The organism is Wujia chipingensis, assembly GCF_014337155.1.
Taxonomy (GTDB): Bacteria; Bacillota; Clostridia; order Lachnospirales; family Lachnospiraceae; genus Coprococcus_C; species Coprococcus_C hominis.
Map to the genome: position 1 here is coordinate 796,404 of NZ_CP060632.1, position 26,035 is coordinate 822,438.

Here is a 26,035-nt window from a genome sequence, read left to right on the forward strand (position 1 = left end):
AAGGAAGGTACAAGAGGATGGGACAGTTATCACATCTGGATGAATTGGAAGCAGAAGCGATTTACATTATCAGAGAAGTGGCAGCCGAGTGTGAGAAGCCGGTTATGCTTTATTCCATCGGAAAGGACAGCTCCGTTATGCTGCATCTGGCGATGAAAGCATTTTACCCGGAGAAGCCACCATTTCCGTTCCTGCATGTCAACACGACATGGAAGTTCAAGGAGATGATCGAGTTCCGCGATTACATGGCGAAGAAGCTCGGAATCGAGATGATCGAGTATATCAACGAGGAAGGCGTAAAGCAGGGCATCAATCCATTTGATCATGGCAGTGCTTACACAGACATCATGAAGACACAGGCGTTGAAGCAGGCACTTGACAAATACGGATTTACCGCAGCCTTTGGTGGCGGCAGAAGAGACGAGGAGAAATCAAGAGCCAAAGAGCGTATCTTCTCCTTTAGAAATGAGCATCACGCATGGGACCCGAAGAACCAGAGACCGGAGATGTGGAAGCTTTACAATTCCAAGATCAAGAAGAAAGAGGAAGTTCGTGTATTCCCACTTTCGAACTGGACAGAGAAGGACATCTGGCAGTATATCAAGCGTGAGAACATCGAGATCCCATCACTGTATTTTGCAAAGGTGAGGCCGGTCGTATACCGGGATGGAAATATCATCATGGTAGATGATGATCGTATGAAGCTTCTGCCGGGCGAGAAGATCGAGTACAAGAGCGTGCGTTTCCGTACACTTGGATGTTACCCGCTGACCGGTGGATGCGAGTCAACCGCAGATACATTGGATGCAATTATAGAGGAAACACTTTCAGCAGTTTCTTCCGAGCGTACAACGCGTGTTATCGACAACGAGGCAGCCGGAAGCATGGAACGAAGAAAACGGGAGGGATATTTCTAAGATGAGCGGATTATTAAAATTTATCACTTGCGGTAGTGTGGACGATGGAAAATCCACATTGATCGGACATATCTTATATGATTCCAAGCTGCTTTACGCAGATCAGGAAAAGGCACTTGAATTAGACAGTAAGGTCGGAAGCCGCGGCGGTGCGATCGATTACTCCCTTCTGTTGGACGGACTGATGGCAGAGCGTGAGCAGGGTATCACGATCGACGTTGCCTACCGGTATTTCACAACAGACAAGCGAAGCTTTATCGTGGCAGATACACCGGGACATGAAGAGTACACAAGAAACATGGCAGTTGGAGCATCCTTTGCAGACCTTGCCGTAATCTTGGTGGATGCAAAGCAGGGCGTGCTTGTCCAGACAAGACGGCATGCAAGAATCTGTGCATTGATGGGTATCCGGTACTTTGTATTTGCAGTTAATAAGATGGATCTTGTCGGTTACGATGAGACACGTTTCCGTGAGATTGAGAAGCAGATTGCGGAGCTTACAAAAGAGCTGTCACTTCCAAATGTAACGATCATTCCGGTTTCCGCAACCGAGGGCGACAATGTTACAACAAAGTCAGAAAATATTCCATGGTACACAGGTAAGGCATTGCTTGCATATCTCGAGGATATCGATATTGCGGAGGACGACAGTGAGCAGGGCTTTTATATGCCGGTACAGCGAGTGTGCCGTCCGGACCATACATTCCGTGGATTCCAGGGACAAATCGAGCATGGAAGCATACATGTGGGTGACGAGATCACAACACTTCCAAGCAACGAGACAGCGAAGGTAAAGAGCATTTACATCGGTGACAAGGACAGCGAATCCGCAGCGAAGGGACAGCCGGTTACCATCCAGCTTGATCGAGAGGTGGATGTATCAAGAGGATGCGTTTTGTCCGTTGCATCCGGCGCGAAGGTTGCTTCTTCCATCACAGCAACACTGCTGTGGATGGATGATGAGGAACTGCAAAACGGCAAGAACTTCTTCTTCAAGCTTGGCACGAAGATGATCCTTGGAGCCGTGACGGATATCGAATATGCGATCGATGTCAACACCGGCGAGAAAAAGAAGGTTAGCAGCTTAAGCAAAAATGAGATTGCGGTCTGCAAGATCTCTCTGGCAGATAAGATCGTGGTCGATGAATTTAAGAATCATAAGACACTGGGCGAGTTCATCCTGATCGACCGTGTTACAAATATGACTTCTGCCTGCGGTGTCGTAGAGCAGGTACATACCGAAGAAACCGGATTGTACGAGGGCAGAGTTGACAGAAATACAAGAGCCGCATTAAAGAGCCAGAAGGCAATTACTGTGAAGTTCGTAGAAGGAAAGACAATTAACCGTGCGTATGTCGAGGAAGTGGAGAAGGCACTGAGCATCGAAGGACGTCATACATACCTGTACGCACCGGCCGATGGCGAGGCGATTGAGACCGTTGTGAAGCATCTGCACCGTGCCGGACTTGTCGTATTGCTGCTTGTCAATGAGAAGCAGGACAAGACACTTACCGGAACCTATGATCTCGTATTTGCAGGTGATACAAATGAGGAAGAGGTCAGCAGGCAGATAAGAACCGCATCCGCATATGAGGGTACGATCGTTGCAGGAAGAGATTATATTTAGGGGGTGCCCATTATGAGGTTTAATACGAAACTTTTACATGGAAATAAAATGGGCGATGCCAATACCGGCGCGACACTCACACCTGTGTATCAGTCAAGTGCCTTTTACCAGCCATCTGCGGAACAGCACGAGAAGCTGTTTCACAATAAGGCAACCGGATTTTCGTATACGCGAATCAACAACCCGACAATTTTTGCCTTTGAGGAACGTATGACGACACTCGAAGGCGGAATTGCATCGGTTGCCTGCGCATCCGGTATGGCAGCCATCACGAACGCTCTTTTGAACATCGTAACATGCGGACAGGAGATCGTCGCATCGACGAGTCTGTATGGCGGTTCGATTGATGTGTTCCATGATTTCGAAGCATTTGGAATCAAGATGGTGTTCGTAGATATCAGCGATGTGAATGCGGTCGAGGCAGCGATCAATGAGAAGACGCGTGTGATATTCGCAGAGACGATCGGTAATCCGAAGCTCGATGTCGTGGATATCGAGGCACTCGCCGAGCTGGCACATCGACATGAACTGCCGCTTGTGATGGATAATACTGTGGCAACGGCATATCTGGTAAAGCCGATTGAGAAGGGCGCAGACATCGTGGTCAATTCCACATCGAAATATATCAATGGTAACAGCAACGCGATCAGCGGTGTGATCACAGAAAGCGGACGGTTCAAATGGAACAAAGAGAAATATCCGGGGGTTGCAGAATACGCGCGATTTGGTAAAATGGCTTATACAGCAAAGCTTCGGAATGGGTTGTTCCGCAATACGGGAGCCTGTATGGCACCGCAGACGGCATTTTACAATCTGATTGGAATGGAGACGCTGGGACTTAGGATGGAGCGTGCCTGCAGTAATGCAAAGGCGCTTGCAGAGTTTTTGAATACATACCCGGATATTACGGTGAACTATCCGGGGTTAGCCTGTAGTCCTTGGCATGAGGTGGCAGATAAGGTGCTTACAAATGGATATGGCGCGATCTTAACAATCCGGGTAGGTTCGAAGGAACGTGCATTTTCCATTATCAACAACCTGAGCATTCCAAAGATCGTATCGAACATCGGAGACACGAAGACGTTGATCATTCATCCGGAGTCAACGCTGAATGCACATAGCACAGAAAAAGAAAAAGAAGATGCAGGCGTCTTCAACGATCTGATCCGAATCAGTGTGGGCATAGAGGATATCGAGGATCTGATCGAAGATTTCAAAGCGGCACTCGCTTAGACGTCGTGGTATGCATTACCAACAGGAGGATGAAAAGAGATGGCAGTTGATTATGCAGCATTAAAAAAAGGTGGATTTATGAGACAGAAGCAGAAGAACAACTTCTCGCTTCGTTTACAGGTAGTCGGAGGAAATCTGACAGCGGAAAATCTGAAGAAGATTGCCGAAGTAGCAGAAAAATATGGAGATGGACATGTCCATCTGACATCGAGACAGAGTGTGGAGATTCCATTTGTCAAGCTTGATGATGTGGAGGAAGTAAAGGCAGAACTTGCCAAGGGCGGCTGTAAGCCGGGCGTGTGTGGACCGCGTGTGCGTACCGTAACTGCATGTCAGGGAAATCAGATCTGTCCGAGCGGAAATATCGACAGCTACGACATTGCGAAGAAATTAGACGCACGGTATTATGCGAGAGAATTGCCGCATAAGTTTAAGTTTGGTGTGACTGGATGTCAGAACAACTGCTTAAAGGCAGAGGAAAATGATGTCGGAATCAAGGGCGCATGTGTTGTTTCTTACGATGAGCCAAGCTGTATCATGTGTGGTGTCTGTGTGAAGGCGTGCCGCGAGAATGCGATCACAATCGAGGATGGCAAGCTGACACTTGATACAAGCAAATGTAACTACTGTGGCAGATGTGCCAAGGCGTGTCCGACAGATGCATGGAAGGGCGAGAGCGGATATCTCGTATCCTTTGGTGGTTTGTTCGGAAATCAGATCTGCAAGGGAGAATCCTTCCTTCCGGTTATTACATCGGAGGAACAGTTATTCCGTGTGACAGATGCAGCCATTCAGTTTTTTGATGATTACGCAAATCCAAGTGAGCGTTTCCGTTTTACACTGGAGCGTGTTGGAATCGATAAATTTAAGGAAGTTATAAAGGAGGCTTATAATGGGTGATTTTGAGATTGATGAGAGAGTTGATATCACAGATGTTGTCTGCCCGATGACATTTGTAAAGGCAAAGGTAGCGATGGAAGAACTGGAGATTGGTCAGGTGCTTGCAGTTACCATGAACGATGGTGAGCCGGTGCAGAATGTACCACGAAGCTTCAAGGAAGAAGGACAGCAGATTTTAAAGCTGATCGACAACGAGAACGGCACATACGATCTGATCGTGAAGAAGGTCGAAGAGTAGGAGGCAGCGATGGCAAAACGAGTAGGAACCGCAGAGTTTGAAGCGGAAGTGCTGAAAGAGAAGCTTCCGGTGATTGTAGAGTTTTATTCTGACAGCTGCATCCCATGTAAGCAGTTATCACCGATCCTTGGCGGAATCGAGGATGATTACGAGGATCAGGTCAAGGTTGTCAAGGTCAATGTAAATTTCGACGCAGACCTTGCCGGGAAATATCAGGTAATGGCATCCCCAACGATACTCTTCTTCAAGGATGGCAAGGAAGTTGACCGTATCCGCGGACTGGTAAAGCGACCGGAGCTGGAAGGCAAGGTCAAGAGTATACTGGAATAAGGTAGAAATATATATTTTAAAATTGCACAATAAAGGAGGATAAATAAATGACAGTTGTAGTGGCAGGCGTTAAGAAGGAAGTAGAAGCAGGAACAACCATCGCAAAGCTCATCGTAGATGAGAAGGTGGAAAATCCGGATTATGTAACAGTTACCGTCAACGATGACTTTGTTGACAGTGACGCATTTGACAAGACAGAACTGAAGGACGGAGATACGGTAGAGTTCCTGTACTTCATGGGAGGAGGCGCATTTTAATGGCATTTACGAATGAACAGATGGAGCGTTACAGCCGTCATATCATTCTGCAGGAAGTCGGTGTAAAAGGACAGAAGAAGCTGATGAATGGTAAGGTTTTAATCATCGGTGCCGGAGGTCTCGGCGCACCTGCAGCAATGTATCTGGCAGCAGCCGGCGTTGGAACGATCGGTATTGTCGATGCCGATGAGGTTGACCTTTCAAATCTGCAGAGACAGATCATTCATGGAACTGCAGATGTAGGCAAAGCGAAGGTAAAATCCGCAAAAGAGACAATGAATGCGATGAACCCGGACGTCACAGTCAATACATACCGTGAATTTGTAACCTCAGAAAATATCATGGATCTGATCAAGGATTACGATTTCATCATTGATGGAACCGATAACTTCCCGGCGAAGTTCCTGATCAATGATGCCTGTGTTATGGCGAAGAAGCCATTTTCCCATGCAGGTATCATCCGTTTCAAGGGCCAGCTTATGACGTATGTGCCGGGAGAAGGCCCTTGCTATCGTTGTGTATTCAAGAATCCACCACCAAAGGATGCAGTTCCAACCTGTAAGCAGGCTGGCGTCATCGGTGCGATGGGAGGTGTCATCGGAAGCTTACAGGCGATGGAAGCAATCAAGTACCTGATCGGCGTCGGCGATCTGCTCACAGGCAAGCTTCTGACTTTTGATGCATTGAAGATGGAATTCCATACGATCAAGCTTCCGGATAACCATAAGACATGTGCAATCTGTGGCGACCATCCGACGATTCACAAGCTGATTGATTATGAACAGGTCGAGTGTGACGGAAAGTAGGTAGAGCCATGTTAGTGATGACAAAAGCAGATTATGAGAAGATTCTGGAGCATTGCAAGAAGGGGCTGCCGAATGAATCCTGTGGATTGATCGGCGGTGTCGTTGAAGATGGAAAGAGATATATCAAGAAGGTGTATCTGCTCACGAATATCGATGCGAGCAACGAGCATTTCTCGATGGACCCAAAGGAGCAACTTGCCGCAGTCAAGGACATGCGTGCAAATGGATACCAGCTGCTCGGCAACTTCCATTCTCATCCGGAATCCCCATCACGCCCGTCCGAGGAGGACAAGCGTCTGGCATATGATTCCAAGGTGAATTATCTGATCCTTTCTTTGATGGATTTAGAAAACCCGGTATTGAACGCATTCCATATTGACGAGGAAAAAAATGTGACCAGGGAAGAACTTGTAATCGAATAAGATTATTTGAGCGGCAGGAAGGGGATTCCTGCCGTTTCTGCGTGGTGAGCTGACAGGATGTGGGCGTAGCGAGCGGGAAACGGGCTGAAAAACCCACGAGTTGGGTTCGGGAGACAGAAAAGCCGGCAGAAAACCCAGAACCGGAAACTAAATCGTAGAAGTGGAGCAGGATGTGGGCGTAGCGAGCGGGAAACGGGCTGAAAAACCCACGACGTGGGTTTCGGAGATAGAAAACCAAGCAGAAGACCCAGAACCGGAAGCAAGAGCAATTTCTAAGGTTGATTGAAAGAAGAATGTCAATTATAATATGTAGTATGTATATGAATAAAAACAGTTAACAGGAAGAAGCACCTATGATATGCATCAGTATCACACATAAGAATTTAACAGCGGCGAAGCGGGAGTGCTTTGCCTGCAATGATGAGGAACAGATAAAACTGGCAGGTGCCGTGGCGAAGACATATCCGGAAGCCGGGTTGGTTTTACTTATGACATGTAATCGAAGCGAAATCTATATGAGCGGCACGGACACGGATTTCGTATGGCTGGAACAGCAGTTTGCGGATACAAAGAAATTCCCGGTCGAGGCGTTGAAGGGTGCGGCTATGCGGTATGAAGGAAAAAGCTGCCTGACACATCTGTGCCGCGTAGTCTGTGGACTGGATTCTGCTGTGCTTGGAGAGGTTGAAATTATAAGACAGGTCAAGCAGGCGTATCTTGCGGCGAAAGAGCGCGGGCAGACCGATGCGGAAATGAATATGGTATTTCAAGGGGCACTGCGGCTTGCCAAGGAAGTGGCTGAGACTTCACAGATGACGCATCTTCCGGTATCCGTCGGAACACTTGCATGTACGGCGGCGTTGGAGTCTGGTGCGGGAAAACATATCCTCATCATCGGAGCTGCCGGGCAGATGGGAAGCATCGTGATGCGGGATCTGCTCGATGCGGATACGCAGGTACAGATCGTCGGGACGAGCCGGAAGCATAAGCAGGCATTGCAGAAAATCCTCTCACATGAGCGGGTGCAATGGGTGCATTACGACCAACGGTATGAATATCTAAACTGGGCGGATGTGATTATTAGTGTGACGGACAGTCCGCATTATACATTTCTTGCAGATAAGGTAGCGGAAGTACGGAAGGAAACGAAACCACAGTTGTTCTTAGACCTTGCGATTCCACGGGATATTGATGCAGAGATCGGAAGACTTTCCAGCTGCGTCGTGAAAGATCTCGACTATATCAAGTCGCTTGCGACGGAAAATAACCGAAAGAAACTTTCCGAGGCAAAGAAGATTGAATTACTGATTGAAGAACATGTGGACGAGATGCAGAAGCTGCTTGCATTTCGTGCATTTGTCGGGACGAGGAAGGACATCACGGAGAAGCTTGGCGAGAAATCCGCGATGTGGCTTTTGTACCAGTTGAAAGACGTTCTGGATGCACAGGACTTAAATCACGTATTAAAGGGGATAGAAGATGGCGTATTTTCCATTCATGATACAACTCGATGATAAACAATGTCTGATCGTAGGCGGCGGTGCAGTTGCAGCGTGGAAGGCGGCACAGATGTGTGAGTTTGGCGCATGTGTAACGGTGGTAGCACCGGAGATCTGCGCGGAACTGCTGGCTATCGCAGATACGGAACGAATAGATGAAACAGCAGGCATAGTAGAAAATATTGATGGTAATTGCCAGAAAAAGCCGGAACGAATCCGGGTGTGGAAGCGGGAAGTCACAGAGGCAGACATTTCCGGCATGGACGTTGTAATCATGGCGACAGATGATGCGGAGCTTAATTCGCAGTATGCGGAGCTTTGCAGAAGTAAGCATATATTGGTAAATGTGGTCGATGTGAAGAAGGATTGTGATTTCTATTTCCCGGCAATCATCAAGCAGGGGGAGGTCGTTGTTTCGGTGTCTACCGGAGGCAACAGTCCGATGCTTGCATCGAAGATCAAGAAGGATATCCGGCAGACACTTCGGACAGACTATGGTCAGATCGCGGATGAGCTTGGAGCTATCCGGGAGAAAATTCTGGCAGAGGAGCCGGATGAACGGGCAAGAAAACGAAGATTTGCAGCAATTGTGGAGGCAAAAATGCAGGAACAGAGAATCCGGATCGGGACGCGGGGAAGCAGACTTGCGCAGATTCAGACAGATATGGTGATCGAACAATTAAAGAAGCATTACCCGGATGTGCGGTTTGAGAAAGTGATCGTGACGACAAAGGGTGACAAGCAGAAAGAGGCGGCAATCAGTTCCTTTGGAGGCAAGGCGGTGTTCGTGGAGGAAATCGAGGAAGCCTTGCTGGACGGTACGATCGATCTGGCGGTACACAGTGCGAAGGATATGCCGAATCCATGTAAGAAGGGGCTTGGCATTGCGGGCGTTCTGCCGCGTGCCTGCGTGCAGGATGTGCTGATCTATCGTGCGGATACGGATATCCGGTCGAAGAATACATTTACCGTGGGAACCGGAAGCTTGCGCAGACGCAGCCAGATTAAGGAGATATACCCACAGGCAGAGTGCATGGAACTTCGGGGAAATGTCACGACGCGCATACAGAAATTGCGGGATGGCTTATATGATGCGATCATCCTTGCGGCGGCGGGAATCGAACGGTTAGGTATCGAGAAGGAACCGGATCTTGTCTATGAATACCTCGATGTGGATGCGATGCTTCCGGCAGCCGGACAGGGTATTATTGCGATGGAAGCGTGTGAGGGGACTCTTCCGTATCATATGGCAGAGACAATCAGTGATGCGGAGACAGAGGGCTGTCTGCGTGCCGAGCGTGCGGTTGTCCGTGAGATGGAAGCGGGCTGCCATGAGCCAATCGGTGTATATGCGACATGGAAGGATGACAAGACTATGCAGGTGCGCGTGATGAATGCCCGGAGTGGAAAGGTCAAGCGGGAGGTGTGGGAACGAGAAAAGGAAGACGCAAATGATCTTGAATAATGGGGAGAAAGCATATAATCGTGTCAAGGAAGAGAGGTGCGGATCTATGAAAATAAAATTCGACAACATAACTGCAAAAACTGCGAAATACTGTGCACTTATATTTACGGTGCTGTTGCTTATCGGTCTGGTTTTTTCATTTCTCGAAATCCCCGGTACAGAGGTGTTCTATATCATGGCTGTTTATACAGGTGTGCTTGTAGGACTTCCGTGTTATGTTGTGCTTTTCGCTGCAAAGCTGTATTTTGCCCGTTTGCGGGCCTACGGCTACGAAATCCCGGATAATAAAAAAATATATGGGAATAATCTGAACAATCTTCCGAAGACGCGTGAGGCAGGAAGATCGCTTTTTGCAAAGCACAGCCGGATTGGGATGTGGATGTATTTCGCATGCTTTGTCTTGTTTCTGGTGGTGGATGTGATGTATCTGATCAAATGGCATTTTATGAAGGGGCATTTTATGAAGGATATCTGTACATTTCTGTTCACCGTGTGTCTGGTTCTGGACAGCGTCTGGCTTATTCTTGCGGTAATTATGTGGCGGCAGAGAAATACAGAGAAGTACCGGGATGATGTGGAATGTGACAAAATGCGCAAAGAGCGCCTGAATCTTGAGAATATTATTGTATTTGCAATCTTCTGGGCGATCGTCTGTGCAGTTGCATGTATTCAGGCGATGACGACAACGAAATATATGGATAAGGTGCAGAGGGAGAATGCACAAGTGGCTGCGTCTGAATTAAAAATGGCGGATAATACGGTGGAATTAGGAAATTATGAATCATAAAGAAAAACTATATCGAGAAATTAAAAAGTTCACAAAATGGGCGGATCCATGCATTGCTGTTTGTAATAGCCAGAGATAATGAGTGTGAGGAGCTTGTAGAAGAGAAACTGGTGTTGCACAGGGACTGGTTTGAATTGCTTGCAAAAAAAAGCATTGGATCAAAATATGTGAATGCAGAGTGGCAGTTTGCGAAGCATCTTGGAGATTGCGAGGGTTGTGATCCGGAACTTATATTTTCATTTATTAAATCGGAGTATGAATATACTTCCAGAATGGCACTTCAGACGATGGCAGAATTAAAGCCGGAATGTGCGGAACGCTATGCGTTTGAATTTTGGGATCGTGGGAAATATCCGGCAGGTTCTTCGGAAGATGAATATCAAAAAATCATGGCGTTGCATGTATTGGCGAAGCTCAACTCACCGAGATTAGAAGCGTATCTGGAGCGGGCGAAGCAATCGGATTATAAGTGGTTGCGGAAAAATGCAGAGGAGCTATCGGCAAAATAAAATTGAAAATCAAGATCAATATCATTGAGATATATTGCCGATAATGCTATAATTATTCCGATAAACGTTTGTTTTATGGAGGTATGTATGAGATATATTGGCGTAAAAGAAGCTGCTACAAAATGGAATATATCAGAGAGAAGTGTGAGAAATTATTGCACAAATGGAAGAATACCGGGAGCTGTTTTAGACGGGAAAACGTGGGATATACCGGAAGATGCAGTAAAGCCACAGAGGAAGAAACGGACAGAGAAGATAGAAACAGATTTACTGTCACGTTTGAGAATGGAAAAAGAATCGGGTATTTCGGGTGGAATATATCATAAGATACAGATTGAATTAACATATAATTCAAATCATATAGAGGGAAGCAGACTTACGCACGATCAAACAAGATATATCTTTGAAACGAACACAATTGGGATACAGGATGGTACCGTAAATGTTGATGATATCGTAGAGACGGCAAATCATTTTACATGTATAGATCTGATTATCGAGCAGGCGCATTATAAGTTAAGTGAAGCCTTTATTAAGCAGCTTCATGCTATTTTGAAATCGGGCACATCGGATAGTCGCAAATCATGGTTTGCGGTTGGTGATTATAAAAGATTTGCAAATGAAGTTGGTGGGAGTGTGACGACGAAACCGGAGCAGGTTGCAAAAGAAATGAGACAATTATTAAAACAGTATAATGCCGATTCTGCAAAAACATTGGAAGATATTATAGAATTTCATTATATGTTTGAAAAAATTCATCCGTTTCAGGATGGAAATGGACGTGTTGGCAGATTGATCATGTTCAAAGAATGTCTTCGTAATGGAATTACACCTTTTATCATTGAGGATGATATCAAGGAATTTTATTATCGGGGATTGAAAGAGTGGAAGAATGAGCGGGGGTATTTGATAGATACATGTTTGACCGCACAAGACAGATTTAAGGCGTATATGGATTATTTTCAGCTTAGGTATCAGGATTAGGATGCATTTTTGTATAAATATTGATTTATCTCCCAAAAACACATTGAAATTGGGAGATAAACGGTAACTTGGGAGGAGTACATGAGCGGTTTGTATGAACATTATCCAATAGCAATGTGGATAATCGACGGAGTTTTCTGGGCGATTGGCTTGCTGTGCTGGATCGCTACTTATGTTGCGGCACCGCTTGAAAGCAAGAAACGGGGATATCGTGTTTCCGGAGTGCCGGGAGTTCCTTGCGTATTCTTCTTGCTGGCAGGTTTTCCTCACCGAATAAATGGTTGATGCTTATTGCACTGCTTGATTTTAGTCTTACATACTTGCCGGTCTTTTTGTTGAAAGAACATCTGAAAAAAAGAAAAAACAAGGATATAAAAAGGTAAAGCTGGTATTTTATTGTGATTTTTCAGAAGAAAAAAATGAGCTGCATGTGAGTGGTAAATTAAATAATTTGCAAAAAGCGGACATTGAAGAAAATATTGTTTCCTGTAATGTATTAGAAGCAAGCTCACCAATCGCAAAGGGGATATGCACAGCAATTTGAATAAATAATATAGGAATGATAATGTTTGCTATTGTTGACTATATAACGTATAACGTTTATAATAATAAACATTGAAAAGAAAAGGATATAAAAATGAAAAAAGCAGTGTATAACATATTACCCGAAACAGAAGATATATTGAAAACAATGGGAGAGCAGATTAAATTAGCAAGATTAAGACGTGATTTGCCCGTGGAATTAGTGGCTGAACGTGCAGGAATCAGTAGATCTTCTTTGTGGAAGGTCGAGTCAGGAAGTCCGGCGGTTGCGATTGGGATTTATGCCGCTGTTTTGCATGCATTAGGAGGTATGGACAAGGATATGCTTCTTGTAGCGAAGGATGATGAAATGGGCAGGCAGATGCAGGATCTTAATCTCCTGACAAAGAAGCGTGCAACAAGGAGAAAAAAATAATGGTGATAGACGAAAAAATCATATATGTATATGATGATTTTTCAGAAGATAGTCCATGTTTAATCGGAAAGCTTTATGTTGGAGTTATTAAGGGCGGAGAAACATATTCTTTCGAATACGATGCCGACTGGTTGGCTAAAAATAAAATGAGAGTCAGCCTTGATCCGCAGTTGCAACCGTTCACAGGACGGCAATTTCCAACAGGAAAAAATATTTTTGGCATGTTTTCGGATGCGTCTCCAGACAGGTGGGGACGTGTGCTTATGAACAAAAGGGAACGCATACTTGCTGGAAGAGAACAAAGAAAACCAAGAAAACTGCATGATAGTGATTATCTGCTGGGGGTATACGACGAAACCAGAATGGGAGGGATTCGTTTTAAGCTTGATCCCGACGGACTATTTCTTTCTGATGACAAGGAAACCGCAACACCTCCATGGACAAAACTAAGGACATTGGAGGAGGCTTCCCGAAATTTTGAAAATGATGAAAAAGGAATTACAGACGAATGGTTGAACCAGTTAATAAAGCTGGGATCTTCTTTGGGTGGCGCAAGACCAAAGGCTACGGTAATGGATACAGAAGGCGAATTGTGGATAGCTAAATTTCCATCAAAGAATGATGAATGTGACACAGGGGCGTGGGAAAAGGTTGTTCATGATTTGGCAAGATTGTGTGGACTGAATGTTCCGGAATCTAAATTAGAAAAATTCTCAAAACTTGGAAGTACCTTTCTTGTCAGACGTTTTGATAGAGATGGTAATAGAAGAATACACTTTGCCTCGGCAATGACATTGCTTGGAAAGACAGATGGCGCTTCTGCTGAGAATGGGACAAGTTATTTGGATATTGTTTCATTTATTAAGGCTTTTGGATCGAATCCAAAGGCTGATTTGATGGAATTATGGAAACGAATTGTATTCAATATGGCGGTTACTAATACAGATGATCATCTTCGTAACCATGCGTTTCTATTTGCAGATAATGGTTGGAAGTTGTCACCTTTGTACGACGTAAATCCTGTTCCATATGGTGATGAATTATCACTTTTAGTAGATGACCGTGATAACAACATATCGATAGAACTGGCGATTAATACCGCAAACCGTTTTGGAATTCAGAGAGAGGTGGCGGAAAATGAGGCAGAGGAAATACTTACAATTGTCAGGAATAATTGGGAAAAAAAGGCAAAAGAATATGACCTTTCACGGGGACAAATAGAATATATGCGTCCTGCATTTGATGCATGTTATAACAAGTAGGAACGTAGTATTTGTACCAATCTAAAGTTAGAGGATATTAATAAAAGCATTCGGAGGAATGACAATGACATTTGAAAAAGCAACTGCTCAAGATACAGGTATGTTGACAGAACTTAGAATCGCATATTTGCAAGAGGATTTAGGAGAAATTGAGGCTGTTGATTTAGAATTGATAGAGTCCTTATTGCCAGGTTATTATGAAAAACATCTTAATAGGAATCTAATGGTCTATGTTGCACGCAATGAGAAGGATATCGTTTCCTGTGCATTCTTGTTGATCGTGGAAAAACCTATGAGCCCATCATTTATTACCGGGAAGACGGGGACTGTTTTGAATGTTTATACGAAGCCAGAGTATAGGAAAAAAGGATATGCTAAGAAATTAATGAACATGATGTTGGAGGACGCAAAAGCAGAAAACGTGAGCATTATTGAATTAAAGGCAACAGAGGATGGATATTCCTTATACCAATCTGTTGGGTTTGAAGATGTTGCAGCCAAGTATCATAATATGAGAATTTCGTTGTAGGATTTGGCAGGAATCTAAATGCTATGTTGGATGATGGAGACAATTTCTTAACAGTCTTCAAACATGCATTAGAGTATAGTCTGGAGTTAGGATTACCAATAGAGATAGAGGCATTGTAGATGTAAGCGTCCCTACTGTATGACCAGAAATAATCCCAATATGCTGTATAAGGATTATTGGAGAGAATAGGAAAATGAAATATTATAAATTGTCAATGGATATGAATAGGGGAAATGATATAATCTGTCATTTTGATGACAAGTTTACAATTCCGCAGAACGCATTGATTATGGGTAAGTACTTTAATCAATGGGATGATAAAACGGTTATTCGTTTTTCAATCGAGGAAGGAAGTGTTTGGACCGATTATTTGGCAAATGACAAAGGATGGTTTTTGGTGTCCGAGAAATTGAAAAAATCCTTGAATCCGTAGATACAGATATTCAGTTCTTGAAAGTTACTGTTGAAGAATATAATGGGTTATGATTATCCCGAAAATATTACTTCGCAAATGTATTACGGGTCGTAGATGCACTCTGTTTAGAAAAATCAAAGTATTTTGAGACCGAAATTTCGGGTATTGGGACAGTGTATACAGTAAGTAAGTATGGTATATATTCTGACAAAACGGAGAATTCGGATGTATCCAAATTAGGAAACAGACAACAGGTACCATTGTTTGTTTCTGAAAAATTTAAGATCCTAATGGAGGAAGAAAGTATAACAGGAATAACACTTACGGAAATAGCTGTTCAGTAAAAAAATATTTGCTTTATATTTTTGAGACTCCAACAACATTAAAACTTATGTACATCATCTGTCTGACATAGAAAAACAGGCAGATCGGGAAGGTGGATGCGGAGATATTTAGGAATATTACCTGATGAAAGAAAAAATAGAAGATTAGAAAATGTACAATATATCAATTTGTACATTTTTATTATATAGAATCTTATGATATAATCTAATCAGTAAATATAAATAAACGATGGGGAGAAATCAATATGAAGAAAGGTATGAAAAAACTTGCAACAACACTTCTTGCAGCACTGCTCATGATCACGCAGCTTCCGGCGGTTGAGAGCAAAGCTGCAACATCGATCGGAATGTCCGGAAAAGCGCACGTGCAGAGCTACGGTGACACAAACGGACGAATCATTTACGAGAATGGAATTGAGACGCTTGTGCTTGGCACGAGAGGACAGGCAAAACGGGTAGAATCAATCACTGTTAATCTGAAGAATAACACAGGTTACACAGGAACGATTCAGTACCGGGTACATCGACAGACATACGGATGGACGGATTGGACTACAAGTGGTCAGCCAGCTGGTACAACCGGACAGGGTAAACGTCTGGAAGCCATGCAGATCCGGCTCACGGGAGAGCTTGCAAACCATTATGATGTCCGTTACCGTGTACACATTCAGACATATGGAGATAACCAAGGCTGGGTATACAATGGAGCGTTGGCAGGCACTACTGGCGAAGCAAAGAGACTGGAAGAAGTCAAGATTCAGATCGTTCCGAAGAATATAGCATCTGAGACACCAAGTATCAACTACCGTGTACATAGACAGACCTACGGCTGGGAAACAACCTGGGCGAAAGATGGAGCGGTCAGCGGTACAACCGGGCAGGGCAAACGTCTCGAAGGTATCAGTATCGATATTAAGGGAACGAGCTATTGTGGAAGCGTTGAGTATCAGACACATGTTCAGTCTTATGGATGGATGAATTGGGTAGCAGATGGAGCTATGAGTGGAACAAGCGGACAGGCGAAGCGTCTGGAAGCAATCCGGATCCGGCTTACAGGTGAACTTGCAAACCATTATGATATCTACTATCGTGTACATGCACAGTCCTTCGGATGGATGGGCTGGGCTAAGAACGGCGAAGCAGCAGGAACAGCCCGCTATGCGAAGCGTTTGGAAGCAATCCAGATCGTACTCTGCAGGAAGGGAACAGCTCCCGGAGCAAATGTAGCAGGTATCGTATCTGCAACGTCGGACAGTTACAAAGACGCGTTGAATCCGACACCAACGACGCCGACAACTCCGACAGTACCGACAGTACCGACGACACCAACAGTGCCACAGAACCCAACGTTGCAGCCGGCATTGACACAGACAGTAACATATTATCAGTGTGATAGCTGCAATAATATTTATAGAACGGAAGAAGAGTTGGAACAGCACTTCGCATTCTGGGATCCTAAATACCATGTAATCTGCAGTTGTGGAGTCAACAAAGCAGGAACCAAGCGGACAGCAACATTCACAATCAGGGATGCATATTACAGCAATCAGGTAGTTCCGGAAACGCATAAGGTTGTATGGGTAGCGACAGAACCGGCGTATACTGAGACGAAAGAAATAGTGGAAATGGTACCATACAGCTACTGTTTTATGTGTAAAAAAAGATTTTATAAAGATGACATAGCTGCTGATGGAGAATATATATCAGACCATACATACAATCATATAATGAATGGAGATCCTTACAGCAATATAATAGACGGAGAAAAGGAACGTCGTGTAGTGGGAACAGAAACTGTTACAGAACCAGAATATGGTTATTACGAAGTACAGTAGCAATAGAAAAATAAATAGGTAAAGTAAAAGGAACAATCTTATGGTTGTTCCTTTTTTTGATGCTTTCTTTTAACTGTTTAGAAAGCTCCAACAGCGGGTATATAGATTCCCTCTTTGAAGAATATTATGATAAATTTATAATCTTGAAAGAGGTGACTGTGTATGGTTAAAGAAAATGAATGTCGGCATGAACAATCATTAAAGTATGCGATTAATGTTTTAACGAAAGATTACTGGGAATATGTGCAGTGCATTTATTTATACGGCAGCTATGCAAGAAAGGATCATAAATACAATTCGGATGTTGATCTGTTCGTGTGTGTATCTGAGAATACCACGGCACGGGTGGCTGCGCACATGAGAAGTGATGTAGTACCGGATGATTATAATTTGCCGATCGTGGAGCTTATGATAAGTAAATCTGGGCTCAGAAATCCGAGTCCTCAGTTTATGAGAAATCTAGAAAGGGATGCTATCCTATTATGGAAGAAATAATGGAAATCTCTTGACAAAACAGTAAAGAACAGTAAAAATAATAAAAAAGAGTAAAGAACAGTAAAAGAGGCGCGCGATGCAAAATCCATTTACATTAGTTTTGGGTAAGAGTCCGTTGGAATCAATCTCCAGATTGGCACAGACGAATGAGATTATTGATTCGTTTTCGTCAGAATGAATGAACCAGCAGATTTATATGATTACGGGAGTCCGGGGCAGCGGAAAGACTGTAATGCTGACAGATATATCGAAGCATTTTCGTAAAGACAAGGATTGGATTGTAATAGAACTGAATCCAGATCGTGACTTGCTGCATAGTTTTGCTGCAAAGTTATACGATCAAAAAAATCTGAAGGATTTGTTTATAAAAGCAAAGCTGGATTTATCAGTATTAAGGATTGGAGTGTCTATTGAAAAATCGAATCCTTTTTTGATATTTCGAGGAAAATTGTATTGACACATGTATAAAGGATGAATTGGAAATGGTATATTTAATCGGAGCAGGTCCCGGTGATCCGGGATTGATTACATACAAAGGCTTGCAGATCTTAAAATCGTGCGATGCGGTAATCTACGACCGGCTTGGGACGGGGGAGCTTCTCGATCTTGTGCGACCGGATTGTGCGAAAATCTATGTTGGCAAGCAGGCAGGTGCGCATTATAAGAAGCAGGAGGAAATCAACCGGATTCTGGTAGAGACCGCAGGAAAATACGAGAATGTTGTCCGCTTAAAGGGCGGCGATTCATTTGTATTCGGACGTGGCGGTGAGGAAATCCTTACATTGCAGGAATCAGATATTCCGTTTCAGGTGATTCCGGGTGTGACTTCTGCGATTGCGGTGCCGGAGGTGCTTGGAATTCCTGTGACGCATCGGGAGATGAGCCGGAGTTTCCATGTGATTACCGGACATACGAAGAAGGGCGAGGCAGATGCACTTGCGAATATTCATAAACAGGAGGGAACCAGTGTGTTCCTGATGGGACTTTCGAATCTGGAACCGATTATGCAGAGACTGCGCGAAGAGGGGGAATCGGAGGAGACACCGGTCAGTGTGATTTCAAATGGTATGCTGCCCGGAGAGACAATCGTGCGCGGTACGGTAGGGACGATCGGCAAGCTTGTTTCGAAGAACGAGCTTGTTTCACCGGCAATCATAGTCGTCGGGCAGACAGCTGCCTGCACGATGAAGGATAAGAAGCGCAGTGCGATTGATGGCTGCAAGATCGGCGTGGTTGGCACGGCAGTATTCCGGGAGAAACTGCGCGGACTGCTGGAAGAAAAAGGCGCATCGCTGTTTTCAATCTGTGATATGCATGTCAGAACGTGTCCGGATATGGAGAAGTTGGATGTGGCAATTCAGAATTTGAAGGATTACCAGTGGATCGTATTCACAAGCCAGAACGGAATCAGGTTATTCTTTGACCGGGTGCGCGCGTGTGCAGTCGATCTTCGGAAGTTTACAGATATCCGATTTGCAGTGGTTGGAAGTGGCTGTGCGCAGGCGCTGGAGCAGTATGGATTTTATGCAGATTATATACCGGAGCAATATACGACAGAAAGTCTTGCAAATGGGCTTTGTACCATTGTAAAATCAGGAGAAAAGGTTTTGATTCCGCGGGCGAAGGAAGGAAGTCTGGTCTTAGAACAGATTCTATCTGCGAACCGGATTGACGCGGAGATTCTATCCATCTACGATGTGCGTGGCGCGCGGACAGAAAACTGGAAATACTTAAATAATTACGATGCAATTTTATTTGCAAGCGCTTCCGGGGTGCATGCATTTGCAGATTGCCTTGCCGAGACCGGACAGCCAGACTGGAATCCAGCACAAGGAAAGAAGCGCATTGTACTTGGCACAATCGGACAGGTGACAGCAGACGCCCTTATAAAATGTGGTCTGCCCGCCGATGTCATTCCGGAGAAGTGCGATGCGGAAGGCCTGGTAAGGGCATTGGATAGTGCGTTTGACGTGAAAAATACAGATAATAAGGTGTAAAATGTAGATGGAGGTGGATATACTTACCAATTCTTAAGCAGACCGTTGAAGCACGCTGGCACTTAATGAGCGACAGTTTCTTTGTCGCGAATTTAGTACCACTGCGTGCTGAACCGAGCGAGGAGACATCCATGGAACGTAGTTCCATTTAGGATGGATGTCGACGACTTATCACAGAGCATAGCGATGTGATGTTACCCGTGCGCGTCTGCGTAGAAATGGTAAGTATGTTCAACTCCTGTAGAGAGGTACATTTATAATTACTGTAAGTTATAGGAAAAGAGGAATATACACACATGATACGATTAAGAAGATTGAGAGAAAATGAAGTACTGCGAAACATGGTGCGCGAGACACAAATCAGCAAATCCGATCTCGTCTACCCGGTATTCATCAAAGAAGGAACCAATGAGAAGAACCCGGTCGATTCCATGCCGGGCATCTACCAGTATACATTGGATCGGTTCGATGAGGAACTAGAGCGCATACAGGCGGCTGGCATTCCGGCAATTTTGATCTTCGGTATCCCGGAGCACAAGGATGAATGCGGCAGCGGCGCTTACGATGAAAATGGTATCACACAGCGTGCGGTGCGCGAGATCAAGAAGAAAGCACCGGAACTTTTGATTATCGCAGATGTGTGCCTGTGCGAATATACCTCCCACGGACATTGCGGATTGGTGAAGGACGGAAAAATACTGAACGATGAGACACTTCCGCTGTTGGCTAAGATGGCAGTAACACTTGCCAAAGCGGGCGCAGACATGATCGCACCGTCCGACATGATGGATGGACATATCGCATATCTGCGGAAGGCATTGGATGAAAATGGATGCGTGGATACATTGCTTATGGGATACAGCGCGAAGTTCGCGTCCGGATATTATTCTCCGTTCCGGGATGCGGCACATTCCGCTCCGGCATTCGGCGATCGCAGAACGTACCAGATGGACCCTGCAAATGGCAGGGAAGCATTGCGCGAATGTGAGGCAGATATCGAAGAGGGGGCGGATATCATTATGGTAAAGCCGGCACTTGCTTATCTCGATATCGTGAAAGCGGTGCGTGGCGAGACGAAGCATCCACTCGCAGTCTACAATGTAAGCGGCGAGTATTCGATGGTCAAGGCAGCAGCGATAAACGGCTGGATCGATGAGAAGCGTATCGTTATGGAGAACATGATCGCGATGAAACGTGCCGGTGCGGATATTATCATAACCTATCATGCACTTGACGTGGCTAGATGGCTGCAGGATGAACAATAAAATGATTCGCAGGAATGTGTATCGCGATAGATGAGGAGGAAGCATAATCATGCAGACAGAATCAGAACAGTTATTTGAAGAATCCAAGAAATATATTCCGGGTGGCGTGAATTCGCCGGTGCGTGCATTCGGCTCAGTCGGACGCTCCCCGATTTTTATAAAAAAAGCAAAAGGCTCCCGTATATTCGATGAGGATGGGAGGGAATATATAGATTATGTATGTTCATGGGGACCTGGAATCCTCGGACATGCAAAGGAGACGGTAATCGAAGCGGTAAAGGCGGCCTGCGATGATGGACTGACCTTTGGTGCACCGACCAGAAAAGAGCTGGAGATCGCGGAGCTTATCACAGCGCATATGCCTTCAATGGAAATGTCTCGTATGGTAAATTCCGGTACAGAGGCGGTGATGAGTGCAATCCGCGCGGCACGTGGATTTACTGGAAGAGATTACATTGTGAAATTCAAGGGATGCTATCATGGACATAGTGACGGACTTTTGGTAAAGGCAGGCTCTGGCGTGATCACACAGACGGTGGCAAACAGTGCGGGTGTCCCGGAGGGCTATGCGAAATATACTCTCGTTGCAGAGTATAACGATGAGGAATCCGTAAAACAGTTATTCGATGCGTATAAGGGACAGATTGCAGCAATCATTGTCGAGCCGGTTGCGGCAAATATGGGTGTTGTGCCACCGAAGGCAGGATTTTTAGAGTTCCTGCGTGACATCACGCAGACGGATGGTGCATTACTGATCTTCGATGAAGTTATCACAGGATTCCGTCTGGCACCGGGTGGCGCACAGGAATATTTCCATATCAAGCCGGATCTGACAACACTTGGCAAGATCGTTGGTGGCGGTATGCCGGTTGGAACCTACGGAGGCAGACGCGAGATCATGCAGTGCGTGGCACCGCTTGGCGAGGTATATCAGGCAGGAACCCTGTCCGGTAATCCGATTGCGATGACCGCAGGCATTGAGACATTGAAGCTGCTGGATGCACATCCGGAAGTGTATGCAAAGCTCGAAGGAAAAACCGCAGGACTTGCACAGGCAGCAAGAGAGGCATTTGGCAATCGGGTCTGTGTCAACCAGATCGGCTCATTGATGAGCATTTTCTTCACAGACAAGCAGGTAGTTGATATGGATACCGCCATGACGAGCGACACGAAGCAGTATGCAGCATTCTTCCGACATATGCTTGATCATGGAATCAACCTCGCTCCATCGCAGTTTGAGGCAATGTTTATCTCAGATGCACATACAGAGGAAGATATCCGGAAAACGATTGATGTTATGAAAGAATTTGCACACAGATAGATCGTGGATAAAATAAGAAATTGATTAAAAAATGAAACGAATGAAATAGAAACCAGTTTGGAGGAAAACGATGAGTGATACAAGGAAAGATGTCGTGATTATCGGTAGCGGTCCCGCAGGTTTATCGGCGGCAGTCTATGCGAAACGTGCGTTGCTGGATGTGGCAGTAATCGAGAAGGAAATGTTCAGCGGCGGACAGATTGTCACAACCGACCGTGTGGATAATCTGCTTGGCTTCTACGGAACAAATGGCTATGATCTGTCAGTAAAGTTCCGGGAACATGCAGATGCGCTGGAGGTTCCATTTATGGAGGGTACGGTGACGGACATTGCCAATCAGGATGATTACAAGGAAGTGCATCTGGAAGATGGCAGTGTGATCGAGACAACAGCAGTAATTGTAGCGACTGGTGCGACCCATCGAAAGCTTGGCGTGGAAGGCGAGGCAAAGTTTGCCGGCGCCGGTGTTTCATACTGTGCAACCTGTGACGGTGCATTTTTCAGGAATAAAACGGTGGCCGTTGTCGGTGGCGGTGATGTGGCACTTGAAGATGCCCTGTACCTTGCAAATGTATGTGAGAAGGTCTACCTGATTCATCGTCGTGATGAGCTGCGCGGTGCCAAGGTATTGCAGCAGCGGATCTTCGATGCGGCAAATATCGAATTCCTACCACACACCGAAGTACGAAAGATCTGTGGTGAGAACATGGTTGACCATATCGTGATCGAGGATAACCGGACAGAAGAAAAACGAGATCTCGCATTATCCGGCATCTTTATCGCGGTTGGCATGCAGCCACAGACTGCACTTGTAAAAGAGGTCGTAGAGATGGAGAACGGCTATATCCGTGCCGGTGAGGACTGCCGCACAAATATACCATTTCTATATGCAATCGGAGATGTGCGCACCAAGACTGTCCGCCAGATCGCAACTGCAATCGGAGATGGTGCTGCTGTGATCGCGTCACTCGAACACGATCTGTTACAGTAAACATGTAGAGAAATTTCCATACATTGACAATCCTACCCACAAGATATATAATGTCTTGGATTTTACACAGTAGATATTGTACTTTCATACAAAAATCAAGGCAAAACAAGACAGGATTGTCTTGTGTTAGGATTTTGTATGTATAGCTGGTTTGTGATGAGGACAAAGAAATCTTCAACATATATTCAAATATAAATTCATGAAATATATATGTTTGGAACTTAGAAGTCCTTGATGTTCTTTCAGAGTGCAGCCATGTTTGAACACGATGTTCAAACAAGCCGCCACTGAGCCATGGATGGCGAATTGGCGGCGATGGCGGACATAGAGAAAAAGAAAATTAAGAACATCTAGTACTTCTTAGTTTCAATACATCATATATGAAATGAATTTGTATTTGGATATATGAGGAGAAAAGTTTATCTCATCACACACCAGCGAGGTTCAAAAGGAAAAAGGAGACAATCATGTCGAAGTTACGTTATCATATCGCAGTCATGGCTGCAAAATTCAGCAAAGTCATCATCCGCCTTTCGGGGCGCAACGGCACGCACACCCCGGGCGTTGTTGCGAGAAAAATCTGCCCGGATTTCATGGCGCAGGCACCGAAGGCACCGCTCTGTATCTGCGTGACAGGTACGAACGGTAAGACGACCGTATCAAACATGCTGACCGATATGCTGGAGAAGGAAGGCAAGAAGGTAGTCAGCAACCGGACCGGTTCGAATATCGTGCCGGGCTGTGTGACAAACCTGTTGAACAGCGTCAACTGGCTTGGCAGATGCCGCGTGGACGCAACTGTATTTGAGGTGGACGAGCGTGCATCCCGTCTGATTCTTCCATATGTAAAGCCGGATTATCTCGTCGTGACGAACCTGTTCCGTGATTCACTGAAGCGAAACGCACATCCGGATTACATTTTCAGTGTCATTGACACATACTGCCCGGACACAACGAAGCTGATCTTAAATGCAGATGAGCAGTGCAGCAGCAACTTAAAGCCGAATAGTGAGCATGTTTATTTCGGAATCGGAAAGCAGGACGATGACAAGACGGAGCCATACAACCTGATCGCTGATTATACATTGTGTCCAAAATGCGGTACGAAGCTGAAGTTCAACTACCTTCGTTATCATCATATTGGAAATGCTTATTGTCCAAACTGCGATTACAAGTCTGCAGATGCAGATTATCTTGCAACGAAGGTCGACAAGGAAGGCAAGAAGTTAATTGTCCGTGAAAAGGATGGAAATGAGATCGAATACGCACTGATCCATGATGCGTTGTTTAATATTTATAATGAATTGACTGTAATTACGATGATGCGGGAGCTTGGATATTCTTCCGATGAGGTGAAGAAGCGGATCGCAGAGATCCATGTGCCGGAATCCCGTTACAGCGAGACGAAGGTCGGAAATGTGACAGTCGTTCAGGCACTCAGCAAAGGACAGAGCGCAGTCAGCTCCTGCCGTACGTTCGAGTATGTGGCAGAAGAGCCTGGTAAGAAGGTCATCATGATCGCAGAGGATGACTTCAGCGACAGACAGAAGAGTATCGAGTTTATCGGCTGGATCTACGACCTTGAATACGAGCAGTTTGCAAGAGACGATGTAATGCAGGTAGTCTGCTGTGGACCAAGATGTCTCGATCACCGTGTGCGTGCGCTGATCGCCGGAATCCCGGAGGAGAAGATCGCGTGGGATCTCGATGAGGTTGCAGCGGTCGATAAAGTAAAGTTAGAGGGCGTTGATAAGGTATATATCTTATACGACTGCGATACCTATGGTATTTCCTGCAAGATGAAGCAGAAGCTTTTGAAGAGACTGGAGGATGAAAAATAATGAAGATTGAAATCCTTTATCCGGAGCTTTGTACCTTATATGGTGACAAAGGAAATATGCAATACTTGAAGCTCTGCTTACCGGATGCAGAATTTGTAGAGACAACATTGAATGCGAAGCCTCTGTTTTTGACAGAGGATATTGATCTGGTATATATGTGCTCGATGAGCGAGAAGAGTCAGGAAGTGATTTTGAGCCGTCTGCTTCCTTTGAAGGAAGAGATCTTCCGTGCATTTGATGCAGAGAAGACAGTATTCTTCTTCGTTGGAAATGCGCTCGAACTGCTTGGCAAATACATCAAGCGGGAAGATGGCAGCAAGGTGGAAGCTCTGGCGTACTTAAACAGCTATTCGGTCAGACAAACCCCGAACCGTTTCAATACATTGATGAAGGCAAAATTCGATGATATTACATTGCTTGGTTATACAAGCCGTTTCTCCCATACATTTGGAATCCCGGAGCAGGAGAGCTTTTGTAAGGTTGAGATGGGAACTGGTATGAATCCGAAGTCGGTATTTGAAGGTATCCGCAAAGGAAAGATTCTTGCGACTTACATGCTTGGACCAATCCTTGTAGCAAACCCGGATTTCACACATTACCTTCTGCGTATGTTAGGCGCAGATATGGAGAAAATACCGTATGAAGATGCGATGCGGGATGCCTATAACCAGAAAATGAAGGAGTTTGAAAAGCCGGATTTGGAATTATCTTAAGTCTGAAATACAGAATTCATTCTTTTTTCACTTGCGAAGTGAGAGAATGAGGAGTATATTATAGCTTGATTATGAAGAAAATGAGTCACACAGAG

General features: G+C 45.1%; 28 protein-coding genes and 1 pseudogene. All 29 read left to right on the forward strand.

The features are described 5' to 3' along the window. The first annotated feature begins 17 nt into the window (after positions 1-17). Positions 18-917 (forward strand): sulfate adenylyltransferase subunit CysD, encoded by a 900-nt coding sequence (gene cysD / locus H9Q76_RS03830; protein WP_021984381.1) that lies wholly within the window; start codon positions 18-20, stop codon positions 915-917. A gap of 1 nt (position 918) precedes the next feature. Beyond that, positions 919-2,544 (forward strand): sulfate adenylyltransferase subunit 1, encoded by a 1,626-nt coding sequence (locus H9Q76_RS03835; RefSeq protein ID WP_249321689.1) that lies wholly within the window; start codon positions 919-921, stop codon positions 2,542-2,544. Positions 2,545-2,556: 12 nt separating this feature from the next. Beyond that, positions 2,557-3,777 (forward strand): O-acetylhomoserine aminocarboxypropyltransferase/cysteine synthase family protein, encoded by a 1,221-nt coding sequence (locus H9Q76_RS03840; RefSeq protein ID WP_249321690.1) that lies wholly within the window; start codon positions 2,557-2,559, stop codon positions 3,775-3,777. 39 nt (positions 3,778-3,816) lie between these two features. Further along, on the forward strand, positions 3,817-4,677 hold the full coding sequence (locus tag H9Q76_RS03845) for a 4Fe-4S binding protein (RefSeq protein WP_117780301.1): 861 nt from the start codon (positions 3,817-3,819) through the stop codon (positions 4,675-4,677). Further along, positions 4,670-4,915, forward strand: a complete 246-nt coding sequence (locus H9Q76_RS03850) for a sulfurtransferase TusA family protein (RefSeq protein WP_021984377.1) — start codon at positions 4,670-4,672, stop codon at positions 4,913-4,915. Before H9Q76_RS03845 ends, H9Q76_RS03850 begins: the two co-directional genes overlap by 8 nt. 9 nt (positions 4,916-4,924) lie before the next feature. Beyond that, positions 4,925-5,245: a thioredoxin family protein gene (locus H9Q76_RS03855; protein WP_249321692.1), complete on the forward strand. Its 321-nt coding sequence runs from the start codon at positions 4,925-4,927 to the stop codon at positions 5,243-5,245. Between the two features lie 47 nt (positions 5,246-5,292). Next, positions 5,293-5,502, forward strand: coding sequence for a sulfur carrier protein ThiS (gene thiS / locus H9Q76_RS03860; protein ID WP_021984375.1), 210 nt, complete (start codon positions 5,293-5,295; stop codon positions 5,500-5,502). After that, a complete protein-coding gene (gene thiF / locus H9Q76_RS03865; protein ID WP_021984374.1) occupies positions 5,502-6,308 on the forward strand; it encodes a thiazole biosynthesis adenylyltransferase ThiF in 807 nt (268 codons plus the stop codon). The genes thiS and thiF overlap by 1 nt, the downstream gene beginning before the upstream one ends. Positions 6,309-6,316: 8 nt before the next feature. Further along, positions 6,317-6,730, forward strand: a complete 414-nt coding sequence (locus tag H9Q76_RS03870) for a M67 family metallopeptidase (protein WP_021984373.1) — start codon at positions 6,317-6,319, stop codon at positions 6,728-6,730. A 353-nt stretch (positions 6,731-7,083) separates the two neighbouring features. Next, the gene (gene hemA / locus H9Q76_RS03875) at positions 7,084-8,244 is read left to right on the forward strand and encodes a glutamyl-tRNA reductase (RefSeq protein WP_249321694.1); all 1,161 of its coding nucleotides are present in this window, start codon (positions 7,084-7,086) and stop codon (positions 8,242-8,244) included. After that, on the forward strand, positions 8,210-9,694 hold the full coding sequence (gene hemC, locus H9Q76_RS03880; protein WP_249321696.1) for a hydroxymethylbilane synthase: 1,485 nt from the start codon (positions 8,210-8,212) through the stop codon (positions 9,692-9,694). The genes hemA and hemC overlap by 35 nt, the downstream gene beginning before the upstream one ends. Beyond that, on the forward strand, positions 9,681-10,481 hold the full coding sequence (locus H9Q76_RS03885; RefSeq protein ID WP_249321698.1) for a hypothetical protein: 801 nt from the start codon (positions 9,681-9,683) through the stop codon (positions 10,479-10,481). The genes hemC and H9Q76_RS03885 overlap by 14 nt, the downstream gene beginning before the upstream one ends. 53 nt (positions 10,482-10,534) lie before the next feature. Then, positions 10,535-10,990 carry a hypothetical protein gene (locus H9Q76_RS03890; RefSeq protein ID WP_249321699.1) on the forward strand — a complete coding sequence of 152 codons (456 nt, stop codon included), beginning with the start codon at positions 10,535-10,537 and terminating at the stop codon, positions 10,988-10,990. A gap of 87 nt (positions 10,991-11,077) precedes the next feature. Next, complete coding sequence (locus H9Q76_RS03895) at positions 11,078-11,974, forward strand: DNA-binding protein (protein WP_021984368.1); 897 nt, start codon at positions 11,078-11,080, stop codon at positions 11,972-11,974. 81 nt (positions 11,975-12,055) lie between these two features. Then, positions 12,056-12,259, forward strand: a complete 204-nt coding sequence (locus tag H9Q76_RS03900) for a hypothetical protein (RefSeq protein WP_117780307.1) — start codon at positions 12,056-12,058, stop codon at positions 12,257-12,259. Between the two features lie 352 nt (positions 12,260-12,611). After that, a complete protein-coding gene (locus tag H9Q76_RS03905; protein WP_117780308.1) occupies positions 12,612-12,932 on the forward strand; it encodes a helix-turn-helix domain-containing protein in 321 nt (106 codons plus the stop codon). Then, entirely contained in the window at positions 12,932-14,194 is a 1,263-nt protein-coding gene (locus tag H9Q76_RS03910) for a type II toxin-antitoxin system HipA family toxin (RefSeq protein WP_117780309.1), read from the forward strand. The genes H9Q76_RS03905 and H9Q76_RS03910 overlap by 1 nt, the downstream gene beginning before the upstream one ends. A 64-nt stretch (positions 14,195-14,258) precedes the next feature. Next, positions 14,259-14,723 carry a GNAT family N-acetyltransferase gene (locus H9Q76_RS03915; RefSeq protein ID WP_181985595.1) on the forward strand — a complete coding sequence of 155 codons (465 nt, stop codon included), beginning with the start codon at positions 14,259-14,261 and terminating at the stop codon, positions 14,721-14,723. A gap of 193 nt (positions 14,724-14,916) precedes the next feature. Continuing rightward, on the forward strand, positions 14,917-15,156 hold the full coding sequence (locus tag H9Q76_RS03920; protein ID WP_117780311.1) for an imm11 family protein: 240 nt from the start codon (positions 14,917-14,919) through the stop codon (positions 15,154-15,156). 119 nt (positions 15,157-15,275) lie between these two features. Beyond that, a pseudogene (locus H9Q76_RS13965) lies at positions 15,276-15,482 on the forward strand (imm11 family protein); the annotation flags it as partial. A 245-nt stretch (positions 15,483-15,727) separates the two neighbouring features. Continuing rightward, positions 15,728-17,317, forward strand: coding sequence for a hypothetical protein (locus tag H9Q76_RS03925; RefSeq protein WP_117780312.1), 1,590 nt, complete (start codon positions 15,728-15,730; stop codon positions 17,315-17,317). Between the two features lie 162 nt (positions 17,318-17,479). Next, entirely contained in the window at positions 17,480-17,812 is a 333-nt protein-coding gene (locus H9Q76_RS03930; protein WP_117780313.1) for a nucleotidyltransferase family protein, read from the forward strand. A gap of 196 nt (positions 17,813-18,008) precedes the next feature. Continuing rightward, entirely contained in the window at positions 18,009-18,269 is a 261-nt protein-coding gene (locus H9Q76_RS03935; protein WP_249321700.1) for a mS29 family ribosomal protein, read from the forward strand. Positions 18,270-18,294: 25 nt separating this feature from the next. After that, a complete protein-coding gene (gene cobA, locus H9Q76_RS03940; protein ID WP_021985885.1) occupies positions 18,295-19,809 on the forward strand; it encodes a uroporphyrinogen-III C-methyltransferase in 1,515 nt (504 codons plus the stop codon). A 296-nt stretch (positions 19,810-20,105) separates the two neighbouring features. Continuing rightward, entirely contained in the window at positions 20,106-21,074 is a 969-nt protein-coding gene (gene hemB, locus H9Q76_RS03945; RefSeq protein WP_118545987.1) for a porphobilinogen synthase, read from the forward strand. Between the two features lie 49 nt (positions 21,075-21,123). Then, the gene (gene hemL / locus H9Q76_RS03950; protein ID WP_181985597.1) at positions 21,124-22,395 is read left to right on the forward strand and encodes a glutamate-1-semialdehyde 2,1-aminomutase; all 1,272 of its coding nucleotides are present in this window, start codon (positions 21,124-21,126) and stop codon (positions 22,393-22,395) included. Positions 22,396-22,465: 70 nt separating this feature from the next. After that, the gene (locus H9Q76_RS03955) at positions 22,466-23,386 is read left to right on the forward strand and encodes an NAD(P)/FAD-dependent oxidoreductase (RefSeq protein ID WP_117780317.1); all 921 of its coding nucleotides are present in this window, start codon (positions 22,466-22,468) and stop codon (positions 23,384-23,386) included. 467 nt (positions 23,387-23,853) lie between these two features. Continuing rightward, positions 23,854-25,227 carry a MurT ligase domain-containing protein gene (locus H9Q76_RS03960; RefSeq protein ID WP_117780318.1) on the forward strand — a complete coding sequence of 458 codons (1,374 nt, stop codon included), beginning with the start codon at positions 23,854-23,856 and terminating at the stop codon, positions 25,225-25,227. Then, positions 25,227-25,940, forward strand: a complete 714-nt coding sequence (locus H9Q76_RS03965) for a hypothetical protein (protein WP_117780319.1) — start codon at positions 25,227-25,229, stop codon at positions 25,938-25,940. The genes H9Q76_RS03960 and H9Q76_RS03965 overlap by 1 nt, the downstream gene beginning before the upstream one ends. Positions 25,941-26,035 lie beyond the last annotated feature (95 nt).